Raw genomic sequence first — 16,461 nt, 5'->3', positions numbered from 1 at the left:
GGACCACGTCGAAGGGGCCGTGACCCGCGAGGTCACGGCCCCTTCGGCACAGCCCTCAGACGATGACTCCGCTCTCCTTCAGCCGGCCGATGGTCTCCTCGTCGTAACCCAGCTCCACCAGGACCTCGGAGCTGTGCTCGCCCAGCAGCGGGGCGCCGACGACGTCCGGCTTGAAGGAGGAGAACTTCACCGGGCTGCCGACCGTCAGGTAGGTGCCGCGGCCCTTCTGCTCGACCTCGACGACCGTGCCGCTCCTGCGCAGGTCCTCGTCGTAGGCGATCTCCTTCATGCTCATCACCGGGGCGCAGGGCACCTCCCACTCCCGCAGGATGTTCACCGCCTCGTACTTGGTCTTGTCCGCGAGCCACTTCTCGATCTCCTCGAAGATCTCGAAGATGTGCGACTGGCGGGCGCGCGCGGTGGCGTACTCCGGGTCCTCGGCCCACTCGGGGCGGCCGATGACCTCGGCGGTGCGCTTCCAGTTCTGCTCCTGGACGGTGAAGTAGATGTACGCGTTCGGGTCGTCCTCCCAGCCCTTGCACTTGAGGACCCAGCCGGGCTGGCCGCCGCCGCCCGCGTTGCCGCCGCGCGGCACCACGTCGGTGAACTCGCCGTTCGGGTACTGCGGGTACTCCTCCAGGTAGCCGACCCGCTCCAGGCGCTGCTGGTCGCGCAGCTTGACGCGGCACAGGTTGAGCACGGCGTCCTGCATGGAGACGGACACCTTCTGGCCCCGGCCGGTCTTCCCGCGGTCGATGATCGCGGTGAGGATGCCGATCGCCAGGTGCATCCCGGTGTTGGTGTCGCCGATGGCGGCCCCGGAGATGGTGGGCGGGCCGTCCCAGAAGCCGGTGGTGGAGGCGGCGCCGCCCGCGCACTGGGCGACGTTCTCGTAGACCTTGAGGTCGTTCCAGGACGACTGGTCGTTGAAGCCCTTCACCGAGCCGAAGATGAGGCGCGGGTTGAGCTCCTGGATGCGCTCCCAGGTGAAGCCCATACGGTCCAGGGCGCCCGGCGCGAAGTTCTCCACCAGGACGTCGGCGTCCTTGATGAGCTTCTCCAGGACCTCCTTGCCCTCGGCGGTCTTGGTGTTGATGGCGAGGGAGCGCTTGTTGCTGTTGAGCATCGTGAAGTAGAGCGCGTCCAGCTCCTCGATGTCCCGGAGCTGACGGCGCGTGACGTCGCCGCCGTTGGGGCGCTCCACCTTCAGGACGTCGGCGCCGAACCAGGCGAGCATCTGCGTGCAGGCGGGACCGGCCTGGACCCCGGTGAAGTCGATCACCTTGATTCCGGCGAGCGGCTTTTCACTCATGTGTGCTTCCTTTTCGTGAAGTTGCGCGGTCGAGGTGGGCCTGGGGGCCTAGGAGGTCTAGGCGGTCACTTCTTGGCGGGCGTGATGTTGCCGACGGTGATGCCCTTGGGGTTGAGGTGCGAGATGTGGCCGCTCTCGGTGCCGGCCGAGGGGTCGATCACGCAGTCGATGAGCGCCGGGCCGCCGGAGGCGAGGGCCTCGGTGAGCGCCGCGGTGACCTCGGCGGGCGTGGTGGCCCGGTAGCCCTTGCCGCCGAACGCCTCGATCAGCAGGTCGTGGCGGGCCGCCGACATGAGGGTCGTGGGCGAGGGCGCGTCGTCGTACGGGTTGGTGTCGTCGCCGCGGTAGACCCCGCCGTTGTTCATGATCACGGTGACGACGGGCAGCTTGTAGCGGCAGATCGTCTCGATCTCGATGCCGCTGAACCCGAAGGCGCTGTCGCCCTCGATGGCCACGACCGGGGCGCCGCTCTCGACGGCAGCCGCGATCGCGTAGCCCATGCCGATGCCCATGATGCCCCAGGTGCCACTGTCGAGGCGGTGCCGAGGCACGTGCATGTCGATGACATTGCGCGCGATGTCCAGGGCGTTGGCGCCCTCGTTGACGATGTACGTCTCCGGGTGCGCGCGCACGACGTCGCGTACGGCCTTCAGGGCGCCCATGAACTGCATGGGGTGCGGGTCGGCCTCCAGGCGCCCCGCCATCTTGGCGACGTTCTGCGCCGAGCGCGCCCCGAGTTCCTCGCGCCAGGCCGAAGGGGCCGTGATCTGGCCGGGCTTGGTGCGTTCGGCGAGCGCGTCGAGCACCGACTCGATGTCACCCACGAGGGGTGCGGAGATGGGCTGGTTGCTGTCCATCTCCTTGGGGTCGATGTCGATCTGGACGAACTCGGCGTCCGGGTTCCACCCCGTCTGGCCATGCCCCAGAAGCCAGTTGAGGCGCGCGCCGATCAGCATCACGACGTCGGCCTTCTTCAGCGCGAGCGAACGGGCGGTCGCGGCCGACTGCGGATGGTCGTCCGGCAGCAGGCCCTTCGCCATCGACATCGGTACGTAGGGGATGCCGGTCGACTCGATGAACTGCCGTACTTTCGCGTCCGCTTGGGCGTACGCGGCTCCCTTGCCCAGCACCACCAGCGGGCGTTCGGCGGAAGCGAGGAGCTCGATCGCCCGGTCCACCGCCTCCGGTGCCGGGAGCTGGCGCGGGGCGGGGTCGACGAGACGGCTCAGCGTCCGGTCACCCTCCGCCTTGGGCATGATGGCGCCGAGCACCGCGGCGGGGATGTCGAGATAGACACCGCCGGGGCGCCCTGAGATCGCGGTGCGCAGGGCGCGGGCGATGCCGCGGCCGATGTCCTCCACGCGGCCGACCCGGTAGGCGGCCTTCACGAAGGGCTGTGCGGCGGCGAGTTGGTCCATCTCCTCGTAGTCGCCCTGCTTGAGGTCGACGAGGTGGCGCTCGCTGGAGCCGGAGATCTGGACCATGGGGAAGCAGTTGGTGGTCGCGTTCGCCAGCGCGACCAGGCCGTTGAGGAAGCCCGGGGCCGAGACCGTGAGGGCCACGCCGGGCTTCTTGTTGAGGTAGCCGGCGATGGCGGCCGCGTGCCCGGCGTTGCTCTCGTGGCGGAACCCGATGTAGCGGATGCCCTGCGCCTGGGCGAGCCGGGCCAGGTCGGTGATCGGGATGCCGACCACGCCGTAGATGGTGTCGACGTCGTTCATCCTGAGCGCGTCGACGACCAGGTGGTACCCGTCGGTGAGCTCGGTCGGAACGTCGGCTGCTGCCGCGGTCTCCAGGGTCGAGGGAGCGGTCATGGTCCGAGGTCCTCCTTGGGCAGGTCCTGCCGGAGCGGCTACTTCTCTCACCATCCGCAGCGCGCTCGCCCGCGTCCAAGACCCATCGGCGACCAGCCGATAAACGGTGTCTATCGAGGGCTGGTCAGGGGCCTGGCAGCTGTCTTGATAGACAGCCGCTATCGACCGTTCGCCAGCGGGTATTGGACGTCCACGGGGTGCCACCGCACGCTCGCAGAGGATGTTTCATCGGACCTGTGCGAGGGGGTGGGGTCATGGCCGTTCCGGCCGCGGCATCCGTGCGTGACGCGGACCGGTACCGGCCTCCGCGGATCACGGGCCTCGTCGATCTCCTCGACCGGCAGGTACGTGAACGCCCGTACGCCCGGGCCCTGGTGGTGACCGGCGAGCGTGTGCAGCTGTCGTACCGGGCGCTGGCGTCCCTTGCCGACGAGGTGGCGGCCCGGCTCGGTGGGGCGGGGCTGGGCCGTGGTGACGCGGTCGGTCTCATCTGCGCCAACACGGCGGAGTTCGTCGTCGCGTTGCTCGGCGCGGCGCGGGCCGGACTGGTCACGGCTCCACTGGATCCCGCTCTCCCGGAGTCACAACTCTCCTCGCGGCTGACGGCGTTGGGGGCCCGGGCGGTCCTTCTCGACGCGTCGGCGTCCGGTCGTGGCGCCAAGCTTCCGGTGCCCGCGTGGTCGCTGCGCATGGACGTCTCGGGGGCGGGGGCGGGGGCGGGGGCGCTGGAACTCGAACCGGGTGTCTGCGATTCGGCTCAAGCCCAAGGTGGCGCAGGCGAGTTGTCGGAGCGGGACGCTCTCGTGCTGTTCACCGCCGGCACCACCGACCGGGCGAAGATGGTCCCGCTGACCCACGCCAATGTGGCCGCCTCCCTTCGCACCATCTGCGCCACCTACGAGTTGGGCCCGGAGGACGCGACGGTCGCCGTGATGCCGTTCTTCCACGGCCACGGGCTGTTCGCGGCGCTGTTGTCCTCCCTGGCGAGCGGGGGGTGTGTGCTGCTGCCCGAGCGGGGGCGGTTCTCGGCGGGCACGTTCTGGGCCGACATGCGGGCCGTGGACGCCACGTGGTTCACGGCCGTGCCGGCCATCCACGAAATCCTTCTGGACCGGTCGGAACGGGAGTATCCGGGCCCGCAGGCGCCGCCGTTGAAGTTCGTCCGCAGTTGCAGCGCGCCCCTCAACACGGCGACCCAGCGGGCGCTGGAGCGGACGTTCGGCGCGCCGCTGCTGTCCGCGTACGGGATGACCGAGTCCTCGCACCAGGCCACCAGCGAACCCCTGCCGCAGCGGGGAGCGCTCCGGCAGGGGTCGGTGGGCCGGCCGACCGGGGTCGCGGTGCGGGTCGTGGACCGCGGCGGACGGTCCTGCCCGGCGGGGGTGGAGGGCGAGGTGTGGGTGCAGGGGCCCACGGTCGCCCGGGGCTATCTCGCCGACGGGGACGAGTCGGCGCGGACCTTCGTCGACGGGTGGCTGCGCACCGGTGATCTGGGCGCACTGGACGAGGACGGGTACCTGTCGCTGACCGGCCGGATCAAGAACCTCATCAATCGGGGCGGGGAGAAGATCTCACCCGAGCATGTGGAGGACATCCTCGCCGGGTGCCCGGGGGTCGCGGAGGCGGCCGTGTTCGCGGTGCCCGACGCGGTGTACGGGCAGCGGGTCGGTGCCGCCGTGGTGGTACGTGAGCCTGACGGCGCCGGGCGCGAGGAGATCCTGCGGTACTGCCGTGACCACTTGGCCGCGTTCGAGGTACCGGACCGACTCGACCTGGTCGCTGCCCTGCCGTACACCGCGAAGGGGGGACTGGACCGGAAGGCGGTACAGGCGCGGTACGCGTCCTGACGGGCGGCGCGGTACTTGGGGCGGCGCCGGGTGGCGGGACACGGAGGCAGCCCGACGACAGACCGGCCGTCGCGCGGCGGTGGACCACCAGGAACGGCCGGACCGGAAGGCGGCCCAAGCACGGCACGTCCCCCGACGGGAGGGGCGGGTGACACGGTGTCTGTGGGCGGGGCCTGGTGGCGGGGTGCGGAGGCTGCCCGACGTCAGGCCCCACGACGCGCTGCGGTGGACCACCAGGAACGGCCGGACCGGAAGGCGGCCCAAGCACAGGGCACGCCCCCTGACGGGAGGGGCGGGAGACACGGTGCCGGATCGGGGTGGCGGGGCGTGGAGGGAGTCCGGCGACAGCCAGGCCGTCGCGTTGCGGTGGACCAGCGAGAACGGCCGGATCAGAAGGGGTATGGGCTCGGCACTCGCCGCGACCAGGCCCGTGCCCGGTTCGGCGCGTTCGGTGCTCGGGCGAGTGGAGCCCGGCCGGGGACTCGCCCCGCGGCAACCGGGAGACGGTACGGGACTTCCAGGCGTGCTGCGCGCAGGGCGGCCGTGGGAGTACTGGACCCGCCGAGTCCACCGACAGGCCGGACACCGCCTTGGGGGGACCGCCAGGAGCAGCGAGACCAAGAAGGGGTACGGCATCGGCACGCGCCCCGACGAGACCTGGCCGCAGGCTCAGCGCGCTCCGTGCTTGGTGCTGGTGCTCGGGCGGGTGAGGCGCGGCTGGAACAGGGTCAGCGGACTCGGTGGTCGGGTGGCAGGGGGCGGGCGAAGAAGTCGTCCAGGGACAGGCTCGTCGCCGCGTTGACGAAGGCGCGGGCGGCGACCGAGCCGGGGGTCGCCGCGTGAATGGCCACCGACACCTGGGCGCCGGCCTCGGGGTCGACCAGGGGCAGCGCTCTGGTCCGGCCGACCACCGGCATCGCGCGCAGCCAGGTGTGCGGCACGATGCTCGCCCAGCCGCCGCCGCCCACGTGTGCGTAGAGGGAGGCGATGGAGTCCGTCTCGACCTGCGGAGTCACCACGTACCCCTTCTCCGCGAACACGGTGTCGACGATCTGCCGGATCCGCATGTCCGGCGTGAGCAGGGCGAGGGGCAGCTGGGCCGCGTCCGCCCAGGACACGGTGGCGGACTGGGCCACCAGCTGGTCGTCGGAGACCAGCAGCATGTATCTCTCCTGGTAGAGGGGGACGACCTGGAGGCCTTCCTGGTCGTCGGGGTCGAAGTGGGCGATGGCCACGTCGAGTTCGTAGTCGCGCAGCTGGCGGTGGAGTTCCTTCGTCGACAGACGGGAGCGGACCTGGACCTTGGCCAACGGGTGCGCCGCGCAGAAGGCGGCCACCGGGAGGGCGAGGGTCGTGGAGGCGGTGGGATCCGTGCCCAGGCGGAGGGTGCCGGTGATGCCGGACTGCACGGCGGCCACCTCGGCCTTGAACGCGTCCTGTTCGGCGAGAATCCGCTTGGCCCATACGACGAGCCGCTCCCCCTCGGGGGTGAGGCCCTGGTAGTTGTGGCCGCGGTTGATCAGCGTGACGTTCAGCTCGCGCTCCAGTTTGGCGATCGCCGCCGAGAGCGCGGGCTGGGACACGTAGCAGGATTCCGCCGCCCGGGCGAAGTGCCGTTCCCTCGCCACCGCCACGAAGTACTCGAGCTGCCGGAACAGCATGAGCGGCTCCTCCCTGCCCATGGGATCACTGGCTCCATACTGTATGCAGTGTGGAACGATGTACAGGGAGGAGACCGCACGGATCAGCGCAGATGCTTCACCGCGGCCACCACCAGGGGGTCGAGACCGTCCACCCCGGCATCGACGAACTCGTGGAGCCGGGTGCGCATACGCGGGTCCCAGAACCTGCCGATGTGCCCCGCGATCGCCTCCGCGGCCTCCTCCCCCGGCAGATGTCCGAGGTTCCTGGCGATGTCGTTGGCCATCCTGCACTCCGCCGGCACGGTCGCTGTCATCTCAGTCCACCACCGTCACGAGGTCGTTCCCGGTGGCCTCGGCCTCACGCGACCGGTCCGGACGGGCGAGCGCCACCTGTACGGCGGTCACCTTGTACTCGGGGCAGTTGGTCGCCCAGTCGGAGTTCTCGGTGGTCACCACGTTGGCGCCGGTGACGGGGTGGTGGAACGTGGTGTACACGACCCCGGTCGGCATGCGGTCGGAGATCTCCGCACGCAGGGTCGTCTGTCCGACGCGGCTGGCCAGGGTGACCATGTCGCCGTGGTCGATGCCGCGGACCTCGGCGTCGTGCGGGTGCAGCTCCAGTACGTCCTCGGGGTGCCAGGCGACATTGCCGGTACGGCGGGTCTGGGCGCCGACGTTGTACTGGCTGAGGATGCGCCCCGTGGTGAGGACCAGCGGGAAGCGCCGGGTGCTGCGTTCGTTGGTCGGCACGTAGGAGGTGACGACGAACATGCCCTTGCCGCGCACGAATTCGTCCACGTGCATGATGGGCGTGCCCTCGGGCGCCTCCTCGTTGCACGGCCACTGGACGCTGCCGAGCTTGTCGAGGAGGTCGAAGGACACCCCGGTGAACGTCGGCGTGACCGAGGCGATCTCGTCCATGATCTGGCCGGGATGGTCGTAGGACATCGCGTAGCCCATGGCGGTGGCGATCTCGCTGACGATCTGCCACTCGTGCTTGCCGGTCTTCGGTTTCATCACCGACCGCACCCGATTGATGCGGCGCTCGGCGTTGGTGAAGGTGCCGTCCTTCTCCAGGAAGGACGCGCCGGGCAGGAAGACGTGGGCGAACTTGGCCGTCTCGTTGAGGAACAGGTCCTGGACGACGACCAGTTCCATGGCTTCGAGGGCGGCGGTGACGTGCCCCAGGTTGGGGTCGGACTGGGCGATGTCCTCACCGTGTACGAACAGGCCGCGGAAGGTGCCGTCGATGGCCGCGTCGAACATGTTGGGGATGCGAAGTCCCGGCTCGGCGAGGAGAGTTCCGCCCCACAGGTTCTCGAAGACGGTACGAACCGCGTCGTCGGAGACGTGCCGGTAGCCGGGGAGTTCGTGCGGGAAGGAACCCATGTCGCAGGAGCCCTGCACGTTGTTCTGGCCGCGCAGCGGGTTCACGCCGACGCCGTCGCGGCCGATGTTCCCGCACGCCATCGCGAGGTTGGCCATTCCCATGACCATGGTCGAGCCCTGGCTGTGCTCGGTGACGCCGAGGCCGTAGTAGATGGCTCCGTTGGGGGCTTCGGCGTACAGCCGTGCGGCGGCCCGGAGTTCGGCGGCCGGTACGCCGGTGATCTCCTCGACGGCCTCCGGGCTGTTCTCCGGGCGGGCGATGAACTCGGCCCACTCGTCGAAGCCTTCGCACCGTGCGTCCACGAAGGACCGGTCCACCAGGCCCTCGGTGACGACCACATGGGCCATCGCGTTGACCACGGCCACGTTGGTGCTGGGCCTCAGCTGGAGGTGGTGCTGTGCCTCGATGTGCGGGGAGCGCACGAGGTCGATGCGGCGGGGGTCCACGACGATCAGCTTCGCGCCCTCGCGCAGCCGGCGCTTCATCCGGGAGGCGAACACCGGGTGCCCGTCGGTGGGGTTGGCACCGATCACCACGATGACGTCGGCCTCGGCGACCGAGCGGAAGTCCTGGGTGCCGGCGGACTCGCCGAAGGTCTGCTTGAGGCCGTATCCCGTCGGGGAGTGGCAGACGCGGGCGCAGGTGTCGACGTTGTTGTTGCCGAAGGCCGCGCGGACCATCTTCTGTACGACGTAGACCTCTTCGTTGGTGCACCGCGAGGAGGTGATGGCGCCGATCGCGCCGGAGCCGTGCCGGTCCTGGATCTCACGCATCCGCCGGGCGACCGTGCCGATGGCCTCGTCCCAGTCGACCTCGCGCCAGGGGTCGGTGATCCGGTCGCGGACCATGGGCTTGAGTTGGCGGTCGGGGTGGGTGGCGTAGCCGAAGGCGAAGCGGCCCTTCACACAGGAGTGGCCTTCGTTGGCCCCGCCGTCCTTGTACGGCACCATGCGCACGAGTTCGTCGCCGCGCAGTTCGGCCTTGAAGGAACAGCCGACCCCGCAGTACGCGCAGGTGGTCACCACCGACCTGGTGGGCATGCCGAGTTCGACGACCGAGCGCTCCTGGAGCGTGGAGGTCGGGCAGGCCTGGACGCAGGCTCCGCAGGAGACGCACTCGGAGTCCATGAAGGACTCCCCCGCCCCCGCCGAGACCTTGGAGTCGAAGCCGCGCCCCTCGATGGTGAGGGCGAAGGTGCCCTGGACCTCGCCGCAGGCGCGCACGCAGCGGGAGCAGGCGATGCACTTGGAAGGGTCGAAGTCGAAGTAGGGGTTGGAGGTGTCCTTCTCGGCGTCGAGGTGGTTCTCGCCCTCGTAGCCGTAGCGGACCTGGCGAAGGCCCACCACGCCTGCCATGTCCTGGAGTTCGCAGTCGCCGTTGGCGGGGCAGGTGAGGCAGTCCAGGGGGTGGTCGGAGATGTAGAGCTCCATGACACCCTGGCGGAGTTTCTCCACCTTCGGGGTCTGGGTGCTGACCTTCATGCCGTCGGCGCAGGGGGTGGTGCAGGACGCGGGGGTGCCGCGCCGGCCGTCGATCTCCACCACGCACAACCGGCAGGAGCCGAACGCCTCCAGGCTGTCGGTGGCGCAGAGTTTGGGTATGTCGACGCCGGCCTGCGCGGCCGCGCGCATCACCGAGGTGCCCTCGGGGACGGTCACTGGCAGACCGTCCACCTCCACCGACACCGTGGCCGGTCCCGGCCGTTCAGGGGTTCCGAAGTCGGGTTCCTTGAGCAGGCTCATGCCGTGCCCTCCGTCGTTTGTACGGGGTGGATCTCCAGCAGCCGACGGCCGCCGAGGAAGTCGTCGGGGAAGTGGGTCAGGGCGCTGCGCACGGGCAGCGGGGTCAGCCCGCCCATCGCGCACAGCGAGCCCTCGGTCATCAGGTCGCAGAGGTCTTCGAGCAGGGCGAGGTTCTCTTCCCGGTGGGTGCCGGCGACGATCTTGTCGATCACCTCGACGCCGCGCACCGCGCCGACCCGGCACGGTGTGCACTTGCCGCAGGACTCCTCGGCGCAGAACTCCATCGCGAAACGGGCCTGTGCGGCCATGTCGACGCTGTCGTCGAACACGACCACGCCACCATGGCCGACCATCGCCCCGGCGGCCGCGAACGCCTCGTAGTCCATGGGCAGATCGAACATCGACTCCGGCAGGTAGGCCCCGAGCGGGCCGCCGACCTGCGCGGTGCGCACCGGGCGTCCGGAGTGGGTTCCGCCGCCGTACTCCTCGATGAGTTCGCGCAGGGTGATGCCGAAGGCGGTCTCGACGATGCCGCCCTGGGCGATGTTGCCGCCGAGCTGGAACACCTGGGTGCCCCGGGAGCGCTCGACGCCGAGTCGCTCATACGCCTGCGCGCCCTCGGCCAGGACGACGGGCACGGTGGCGAGGGTGAGGACGTTGTTCACCACGGTCGGTCTGCCGAACAGGCCCTCGATCGCCGGGATGGGCGGTTTCGCGCGGACCATGCCGCGCTTGCCCTCCAGGCTCTCCAGCATGGAGGTCTCCTCGCCGCAGATGTACGCGCCGGCGCCGACGCGGACGTGCAGGTCGAAGTCGAGTGCGGAGCCGAGGATGCCCTTGCCGAGCCAGCCGTGCTCGCGCGCGATGCCGATCGCCCGGCGCATCGTGGCGATGGCGTCGGGGTATTCGGAGCGGATGTACAGGTAGCCCTCGCTCGCGCCGACCGCGTGTGCGGCGATCGTCATGCCCTCGATGAGCATGAACGGATCGCCCTCCATGACCATGCGGTCGGCGAAGGTCCCGCTGTCGCCCTCGTCGGCGTTGCAGCAGACGAACTTCAGCTCGTCGGCGCAGTCGAGCACGGTCTTCCACTTGATGCCGGCCGGGAATCCGGCGCCGCCGCGGCCGCGCAGTCCGGACGCGGTGACCTCGGCGATCACGTCCGCGGGGGCCAGTTCCAGTGCGGCGCGCAGTCCGGTGAGGCCGCCGTGCGCCTCGTAGTCCTCCGCGGACAGGGGGTCGGTCACGCCGACCCGGGCGAAGGTGACGCGGTTCTGGCGTGCCAGCCAGGGCAGTTCGTCGACGATCCCGAGCCGCAACGGGTGGTCCGCGCCGTCGAGCATCCCGGCGGCGAGGAGTCCGTCGACGTCCTCGGGGGCCACCGGGCCGTAGCCGACGCGCCCTTGGGGGGTCACCACCTCGACCAGGGGCTCCAGCCACAGCATGCCGCGCGATCCGTTGCGTACGACGTCGAGGGCGAAGTCGCCACGGCTGCAAGCGTGTTGGAGGGCTTGTGCGACCTCGTCCGCGCCGACGGACCTGGCCGCGGAGTCGCGGGGGACGTAGACGGTGGCCGTGGAGTGAGCGGGGTTGTTCATGGGGTTGTTCATGAGGAGACCGTCCCGTTGAGGATCGAGCCCAGCCGGGCCGGGCCGACGCGTCCGTACAGCCGCCCGTTCGCCTCCACGGAGGGTCCGAGCGCGCAGTTGCCGAGGCAGAAGACCTGCTCGACGGTGACCGAGCCGTCCGCCGTCGTCTCCCCCAGGGTCAGTCCGGACTCACGGGCGTAGCCGACCAGTTGGTCGGCGCCCAGCGCCTGGCAGGCCTCGGCGCGGCAGATGCGCACGGTGGTGCGGCCCGCGGGCTCGCGGCGGAAGTCGTGGTAGAAGGTCACGACTCCGTGGACGTCGGCCCGGGAGAGGTTGAGCTCCTCGGCGAGCACCGGCACGGCCTCCTGCGGCACATGGCCCAACTCGGCCTGCACGGCGTGCAGTACGGGCAGCAGCGCACCGCGCTCGCCGCGGTGTCGGGCCACCGCCCTCCGGACCACGCTCTCGACCGTCACGTCATTCCCGCTGGTCGTCATGATCGCTTCGCCTTCCGTCACGCGGGTCCCCGGCGAGGGATGCAGGAGACTCAGACCCATACTCCATACAGACTTCTGTATACACAACCCTGCCCGCACGGGAGGGCTGAGTCCTGCCGCACGGGATGGCCGGCTCAGGGAACCCCGGTACCTCGTGCGTCGACCAGCGCTGACCCGCCGCCGACCCCACCATGTTGCATACCAAAACCTGTATGCTGACGCGGCCGTCGGCAACCTCCGGACGGCCCCCACTCGGCACAGCCGCCGCCCCGCGACACCGGCGGCAGAACGGGACCACCATGCGCGAGGCACTCACGGCCGCAGCGTCCCGGCGCGTCACCCGCCCGGCACCGCTGCGTCAGGCCGTGTACGACGCCCTGACCGAGCTGATCGTCAACGGCTCCCTCAAGCCCGGCCAGCATCTGGTCGAGGCCGAGCTCGCCGAACACCTCGGCGTCAGCCGCCAGCCGGTGCGCGAGGCCCTCCAGCGGCTCCAGACCGCCGGCTGGGTGGATCTGCGGCCCGCCCAGGGGGCCTTCGTCCACTCCCCCACCGCGGAGGAGGCCGCCCAACTCCTCGGCGTCCGGGCGGTCCTGGAGACCTATTCGGCCCAGCTCGCCGCCCAGAACGCGAAGCCCGAGGACATCGCTCGTCTCGACGAGCTCCAGCTGGAAGGCATCGCCGCCCTCGCCGACGGCGACGTCGAACGGCTGGTCTCCGCCAACACCGCGCTGCACGACTTCATCACCGCCGTCGCCGACAACGCCGTGCTGGCCGAACTGATCGCCCAGGTGGGCCAGAAGGTCCGCTGGTACTACACGCCCATCGCCAAGCCCCGCGGCAAGGAGGCCTGGAACGAGCACACCCAGCTCATCAGGGCCATCGCCAAGGGTGACGCGCACCAGGCGGGCGAGGTCATGCGCAAGCACACCGAGCGCACGACCGAGTTCTACCGCAAGCAGATCGCGGCCAGGGCGAACCAGAACTGACGTCTGACCGGGCATGGTTCAGGACGCGGCGAGGAAGCCGGCGGGGCGGAGGGCGCTCCCGGGATCACTGGTCGTGTTCAGGGCCGGGTCGAGGACTGGGTCCACGGCCGGTTCCAAGGCCGGGTCGAGGACGGGTGGGCGGCGGGCCTCCGCGGCGGCCCGCAGTTCGAGCAGCCACGGCAGGACCGTGCGCAGCACGACGTCGAGTCCGGCGCCGTCCGCGCCGAGCATCGCCTCGGCGGGCACCAGCACCGGGTCGGCGAACACCGTGGACGTCGCGCTGCCGCGGGGTCCGGCGGCGCCGGGCCGTGCGGGGACGAACAGGTCCGGGGCGTGCGCCGGGACCGCCCAGAGCGTCAGCCCGTCGGGGGCGGTGAGAGGCCGGGAGGACCAGACGTAGAGGTCGGCCTCCCCCGCCGCGACCACCCGCTGCTTGCGGGCCCGCAGGGCCACCACCTCACCGGAACGGGTGGCCACGGAACGCGGCACGAGGAGCTGGGAATCCGTCGCCTGCCCGTCCCCCTCCCTCTCCCCCGCCCCCTCTTCCTCCGACTCCGCGAGGGCGAGACTGGCGAGATGGCGTCCGGCGGCGATCTCGGCGCGCAGCCAGGGGCCGCCGTGGGCCTCGATGACGGCGACGGCCGTGTAGTGCGACTGGAGCACGGCCGCAGTCGCCGGACAGACGCGCGCCGTCCGCGCGACCACGTCGACGGCTTCGGGCAACCCCCGCCCCCCACCGCCGAATTCGGTGGAGACGGTGAGCCCCAGAAGCCCCGCGCGACCGAAGGCCGTCACGGCGCCGCGAGGGAACCGGCCCCGGACGGCCGCCGCTTCGGCGACGGGTCCGGCGAGGCCGGTCAGGACTTCGGAGAGAGCGGTGCGGTACGACACGGGGCATCCCCCTTGGGCGTGGCTGCTGGTCCACTGTCGAACGATGATTGCATACAGTATTCTGCATGGGAAGGTGACCGCGCCAGGGGTCAAGCCGGGCGATTTCCGGGACTCGGCACTGTGCAGACACGGCAATCGACTCGGCACTGTGCGAGACACGGCAATTGACGGACGGCTCGACCCACCAGCCGAACGAGGGAGACAGGGCCGATGCCCGACACACCCACCGTGACAGCCCGTGGCCCGATCAACAGGCCCACCCCACTGCGCCAGGCGGTCTACGAGGCCTTGACCGAACTGATCATCAACGGCTCGCTCAAACCCGGTCAGCACCTTGTCGAGGCGGAACTCGCCGAGAGTCTCGGGGTCAGCCGGCAGCCGATCCGTGAGGCGCTGCAGCGGCTCCAGACCGCCGGGTGGGTCGACCTGCGCCCTTCCCAGGGGGCGTTCGTCCACTCCCCCACCACCGCGGAATGCGCGCAACTCCTCAGCGTCCGGGGCCTCCTGGAGACCCATTCCGCGCGCGGCGCCGCCCAGCACGCCACTCCCCGCGACATCGCCCGCCTGTGGGAGCTCCAGCAGACCGGCCTGACCGCCCTCGAGGCCGCGGACGCCCGGGCCATCGTGGAAGCGAACGCCGCCCTCCACGGTCACATCACCCTGCTGTCGCGCAACGCGGTCCTCGCCGAACTCATCCCCCAGGTCGACCGGCGGGTGCGCTGGTACTACATGCCCATCGCCAGGCCCCGCGGCAAGGACGCCTGGAACGAGCACGCGAGGATCATCGAGGCCATCGGCGAGGGCTCCCCCGGCCGCGCGGAGGAGTTGATGCGCCGGCACACCCGCAACACCACCGAGTTCTACTGCCGGCAGATCGCCGCGGTGGTGGGCCGGGGTGACTGACCCCGGCCCACCACCCGCCCCCCTTCACGGCCTCAACAGGCCAGGTCGGCTCAGGAGTTCGGAGCGATCTCCCGCAGCAGCCCTGTCGTGACGTCGAAGACGAAGCCGCGCACGTCGTCGGTGTGCGGCAGGAACGGCGAGGTGCGCACCCGCTGCATGGACTGCCGTACGTCCTGGTCGACGTCCCGGAACGCCTCCACCGCCCAGGCGGGGCGCTGACCGACCTCCAGCTCCAGTTCGTGCCGGAAGTCCTCGGTCAGGGTCTGCAGACCGCAGCCGGTGTGGTGGATGAGCGCCACACTGCGGGTGCCGAGGGCCCGCTGACTGATCGTCAGGGAGCGGATCGTGTCGTCGGTTACCACACCGCCCGCGTTGCGGATGGTGTGGCAGTCGCCGAGCTCCAGACCGAGCGCGGCGTGCAGGTCGAGGCGGGCGTCCATGCACGCCACGACGGCCACGTGCAGGACGGGGCGGGCACCCATGCCGGGGTCGGCGAACCGGGCGGCGTAGGCGCGGTTGGCTTCCACGAGCCGGTCGGTGACCGTCACGGTTCGGGGTACGGAAGTCGTCATGTGGGGCTACCTCACTCCGGTCGGGTCGGGTCGGGTCGGGTCGATCAGATGACGCCTTGCTCCTTGAGCTGCGGCAACTCGGCCCGGGAAAGCCCGAGTTCGCCGATGTAGATGTCCTCGTTGTGCTGGCCGAGGAGGGGTGGGGTGGTGATGGTGGTGGGGGAGTCGGAGAGTTTGAGGGGGTTGCCGACCGTGGTGAACGTGCCGCGCTGGGGATGTGCGACTTCGACGATCATGTCGTTGTCGGCGAGGGAGCGGTCCTCGATGATCTCTTTCGGGGACAGGATCGGCCCGCACGGGATGTTGTGGGCGTTGAGTTGTTCCAGGACCTGCCATTTGGGCAGGGCCGCGGTCCATTCCTCGATCAGCTGGAACATCTTCGCCAGCTTCGGCAGCCGGGCCTCGGGGGTGGCCCACTCCGGATCGGCGCCGAGTTCGGGCCGGCCGATCAACGCGGACAGAGGCTGCCAGCCGGCGGGCTGAACGATGACGTACACGTAGTCGTTCGGGCCGCCCGGCGCGCACCTGACGGCCCAGCCGGGCTGCCCGCCCCCCGAGGCGTTCCCGGAACGCGGGACCTCGTCGGTGAAGTCGTCGTTGGGGTACTCCGCGAGCGGTCCGTGTGTCAGGCGTTGCTGGTCGCGGAGTTTGACCCGGCACAGGTTCAGGACCGCGTGCTGCATCGCGACGTTCACGCGCTGGCCGCGGCCGGTCCTCTCGCGCTGGAAGAGCGCGGCCAGGATGCCGGCGACCGCGTGGATACCGGTGCCCGAGTCGCCGATCTGCGCACCGGTGGCCAGCGGCGGCCCGTCCTGGAACCCGGTCGTGGCCATCGACCCGCCCATCGCCTGCGCGACCACCTCATACGCCTTGAAGTTCGTGTACGGGCCCTGGCCGAAGCCCTTGATCGAGGCGTACACGATCCTCGGGTTGATCTCCCGGATCCGGTCCCACGTGAACCCCATCCGGTCCACCGCACCCGGCGCGAAGTTCTCCACCAGCACATCCGCACCCCGCACCAGCGCCGTCAGGATCTCCCTGCCCCGCCCCGTCTTGAGGTTCAGCGTGATGCTGCGCTTGTTGCAGTTGAGCATCGTGAAATACAGCGAGTCCGCGTCCGGGACATCCCGCAACTGCCCGCGCGTGACGTCCCCGCCCGGCGCCTCCACCTTCACCACATCCGCCCCCAGCCACGCCAGCAACTGCGTCGCCGACGGACCCGACTGCACATGCGTCATGTCCAGCACCCGCACACCATCAAGCGCCAACGTC

At 70.4% G+C, this 16,461-nt stretch carries 13 protein-coding genes; 3 read left to right on the top strand and 10 right to left on the bottom strand.

Annotation, left to right across the window (positions count from 1 at the left end; genetic code table 11):
* Positions 1-55: 55 nt before the first annotated feature.
* Positions 56-1,312 (bottom strand): formyl-CoA transferase, encoded by a 1,257-nt coding sequence (gene frc / locus H293_RS0142415; protein WP_020123842.1) that lies wholly within the window; start codon positions 1,310-1,312, stop codon positions 56-58.
* 65 nt (positions 1,313-1,377) lie between these two features.
* Positions 1,378-3,126 (bottom strand): oxalyl-CoA decarboxylase, encoded by a 1,749-nt coding sequence (gene oxc / locus H293_RS0142410; protein ID WP_020123841.1) that lies wholly within the window; start codon positions 3,124-3,126, stop codon positions 1,378-1,380.
* A gap of 254 nt (positions 3,127-3,380) precedes the next feature.
* On the opposite strand from oxc, the gene H293_RS0142405 reads away from it, so the two are divergent.
* Positions 3,381-4,973: a FadD7 family fatty acid--CoA ligase gene (locus tag H293_RS0142405; protein WP_020123840.1), complete on the top strand. Its 1,593-nt coding sequence runs from the start codon at positions 3,381-3,383 to the stop codon at positions 4,971-4,973.
* Between the two features lie 728 nt (positions 4,974-5,701).
* Here H293_RS0142405 and H293_RS0142400 read toward each other — a convergent pair.
* The 5 genes from H293_RS0142400 to H293_RS0142380 all read right to left on the bottom strand — a co-directional run bounded on the left by H293_RS0142400 (position 5,702) and on the right by H293_RS0142380 (position 11,834).
* Positions 5,702-6,634: a LysR family transcriptional regulator gene (locus H293_RS0142400; RefSeq protein ID WP_028808690.1), complete on the bottom strand. Its 933-nt coding sequence runs from the start codon at positions 6,632-6,634 to the stop codon at positions 5,702-5,704.
* 83 nt (positions 6,635-6,717) lie between these two features.
* A complete protein-coding gene (locus H293_RS0142395; protein WP_020123838.1) occupies positions 6,718-6,900 on the bottom strand; it encodes a formate dehydrogenase subunit delta in 183 nt (60 codons plus the stop codon).
* A gap of 31 nt (positions 6,901-6,931) precedes the next feature.
* On the bottom strand, positions 6,932-9,748 hold the full coding sequence (gene fdhF, locus H293_RS0142390) for a formate dehydrogenase subunit alpha (RefSeq protein ID WP_020123837.1): 2,817 nt from the start codon (positions 9,746-9,748) through the stop codon (positions 6,932-6,934).
* Complete coding sequence (locus H293_RS0142385) at positions 9,745-11,346, bottom strand: formate dehydrogenase beta subunit (RefSeq protein WP_020123836.1); 1,602 nt, start codon at positions 11,344-11,346, stop codon at positions 9,745-9,747. Before H293_RS0142385 ends, fdhF begins: the two co-directional genes overlap by 4 nt.
* 8 nt (positions 11,347-11,354) lie before the next feature.
* Positions 11,355-11,834 carry a formate dehydrogenase subunit gamma gene (locus H293_RS0142380; protein ID WP_028808688.1) on the bottom strand — a complete coding sequence of 160 codons (480 nt, stop codon included), beginning with the start codon at positions 11,832-11,834 and terminating at the stop codon, positions 11,355-11,357.
* 299 nt (positions 11,835-12,133) lie between these two features.
* Here H293_RS0142380 and H293_RS0142375 point away from each other — a divergent pair, with 299 nt between their 5' ends.
* Entirely contained in the window at positions 12,134-12,823 is a 690-nt protein-coding gene (locus H293_RS0142375) for a GntR family transcriptional regulator (RefSeq protein WP_020123834.1), read from the top strand.
* Positions 12,824-12,841: 18 nt separating this feature from the next.
* Here the strand turns inward: H293_RS0142375 and H293_RS0142370 are convergent, their stop codons facing one another.
* Positions 12,842-13,714 carry an acyl-CoA dehydrogenase family protein gene (locus tag H293_RS0142370; RefSeq protein WP_020123833.1) on the bottom strand — a complete coding sequence of 291 codons (873 nt, stop codon included), beginning with the start codon at positions 13,712-13,714 and terminating at the stop codon, positions 12,842-12,844.
* A gap of 210 nt (positions 13,715-13,924) precedes the next feature.
* On the opposite strand from H293_RS0142370, the gene H293_RS0142365 reads away from it, so the two are divergent.
* Positions 13,925-14,617, top strand: a complete 693-nt coding sequence (locus tag H293_RS0142365) for a GntR family transcriptional regulator (protein WP_020123832.1) — start codon at positions 13,925-13,927, stop codon at positions 14,615-14,617.
* A gap of 50 nt (positions 14,618-14,667) precedes the next feature.
* On the opposite strand, the gene H293_RS0142360 is transcribed toward H293_RS0142365, so the two are convergent.
* Both H293_RS0142360 and frc (H293_RS0142355) read right to left on the bottom strand, forming a co-directional pair.
* Entirely contained in the window at positions 14,668-15,189 is a 522-nt protein-coding gene (locus tag H293_RS0142360; protein ID WP_020123831.1) for a beta-class carbonic anhydrase, read from the bottom strand.
* Positions 15,190-15,233: 44 nt separating this feature from the next.
* The coding region (frc, locus tag H293_RS0142355; RefSeq protein ID WP_033416378.1) for a formyl-CoA transferase at positions 15,234-16,461 on the bottom strand (1,228 nt) is incomplete at its 5' end.

The organism is Streptomyces canus 299MFChir4.1, assembly GCF_000383615.1.
GTDB classification, from domain to species: Bacteria; Actinomycetota; Actinomycetes; order Streptomycetales; family Streptomycetaceae; genus Streptomyces; species Streptomyces canus_C.
This window is presented reverse-complemented; position numbering and strand designations above follow the sequence as displayed.

Coding starts and splice junctions, on each gene's coding strand:
- oxc (WP_020123841.1), bottom strand. CDS start 3,126: ATGACCGCTCCCTCGACCCTGGAGACCGCGGCAGCAGCCGACGTTCCG.
- H293_RS0142375 (WP_020123834.1), top strand. CDS start 12,134: ATGCGCGAGGCACTCACGGCCGCAGCGTCCCGGCGCGTCACCCGCCCG.
- H293_RS0142380 (WP_028808688.1), bottom strand. CDS start 11,834: ATGACGACCAGCGGGAATGACGTGACGGTCGAGAGCGTGGTCCGGAGG.
- fdhF (WP_020123837.1), bottom strand. CDS start 9,748: ATGAGCCTGCTCAAGGAACCCGACTTCGGAACCCCTGAACGGCCGGGA.
- H293_RS0142395 (WP_020123838.1), bottom strand. CDS start 6,900: ATGGCCAACGACATCGCCAGGAACCTCGGACATCTGCCGGGGGAGGAG.
- frc (WP_020123842.1), bottom strand. CDS start 1,312: ATGAGTGAAAAGCCGCTCGCCGGAATCAAGGTGATCGACTTCACCGGG.
- H293_RS0142385 (WP_020123836.1), bottom strand. CDS start 11,346: ATGAACAACCCCGCTCACTCCACGGCCACCGTCTACGTCCCCCGCGAC.
- H293_RS0142360 (WP_020123831.1), bottom strand. CDS start 15,189: ATGACGACTTCCGTACCCCGAACCGTGACGGTCACCGACCGGCTCGTG.
- H293_RS0142400 (WP_028808690.1), bottom strand. CDS start 6,634: ATGCTGTTCCGGCAGCTCGAGTACTTCGTGGCGGTGGCGAGGGAACGG.
- H293_RS0142365 (WP_020123832.1), top strand. CDS start 13,925: ATGCCCGACACACCCACCGTGACAGCCCGTGGCCCGATCAACAGGCCC.
- H293_RS0142405 (WP_020123840.1), top strand. CDS start 3,381: ATGGCCGTTCCGGCCGCGGCATCCGTGCGTGACGCGGACCGGTACCGG.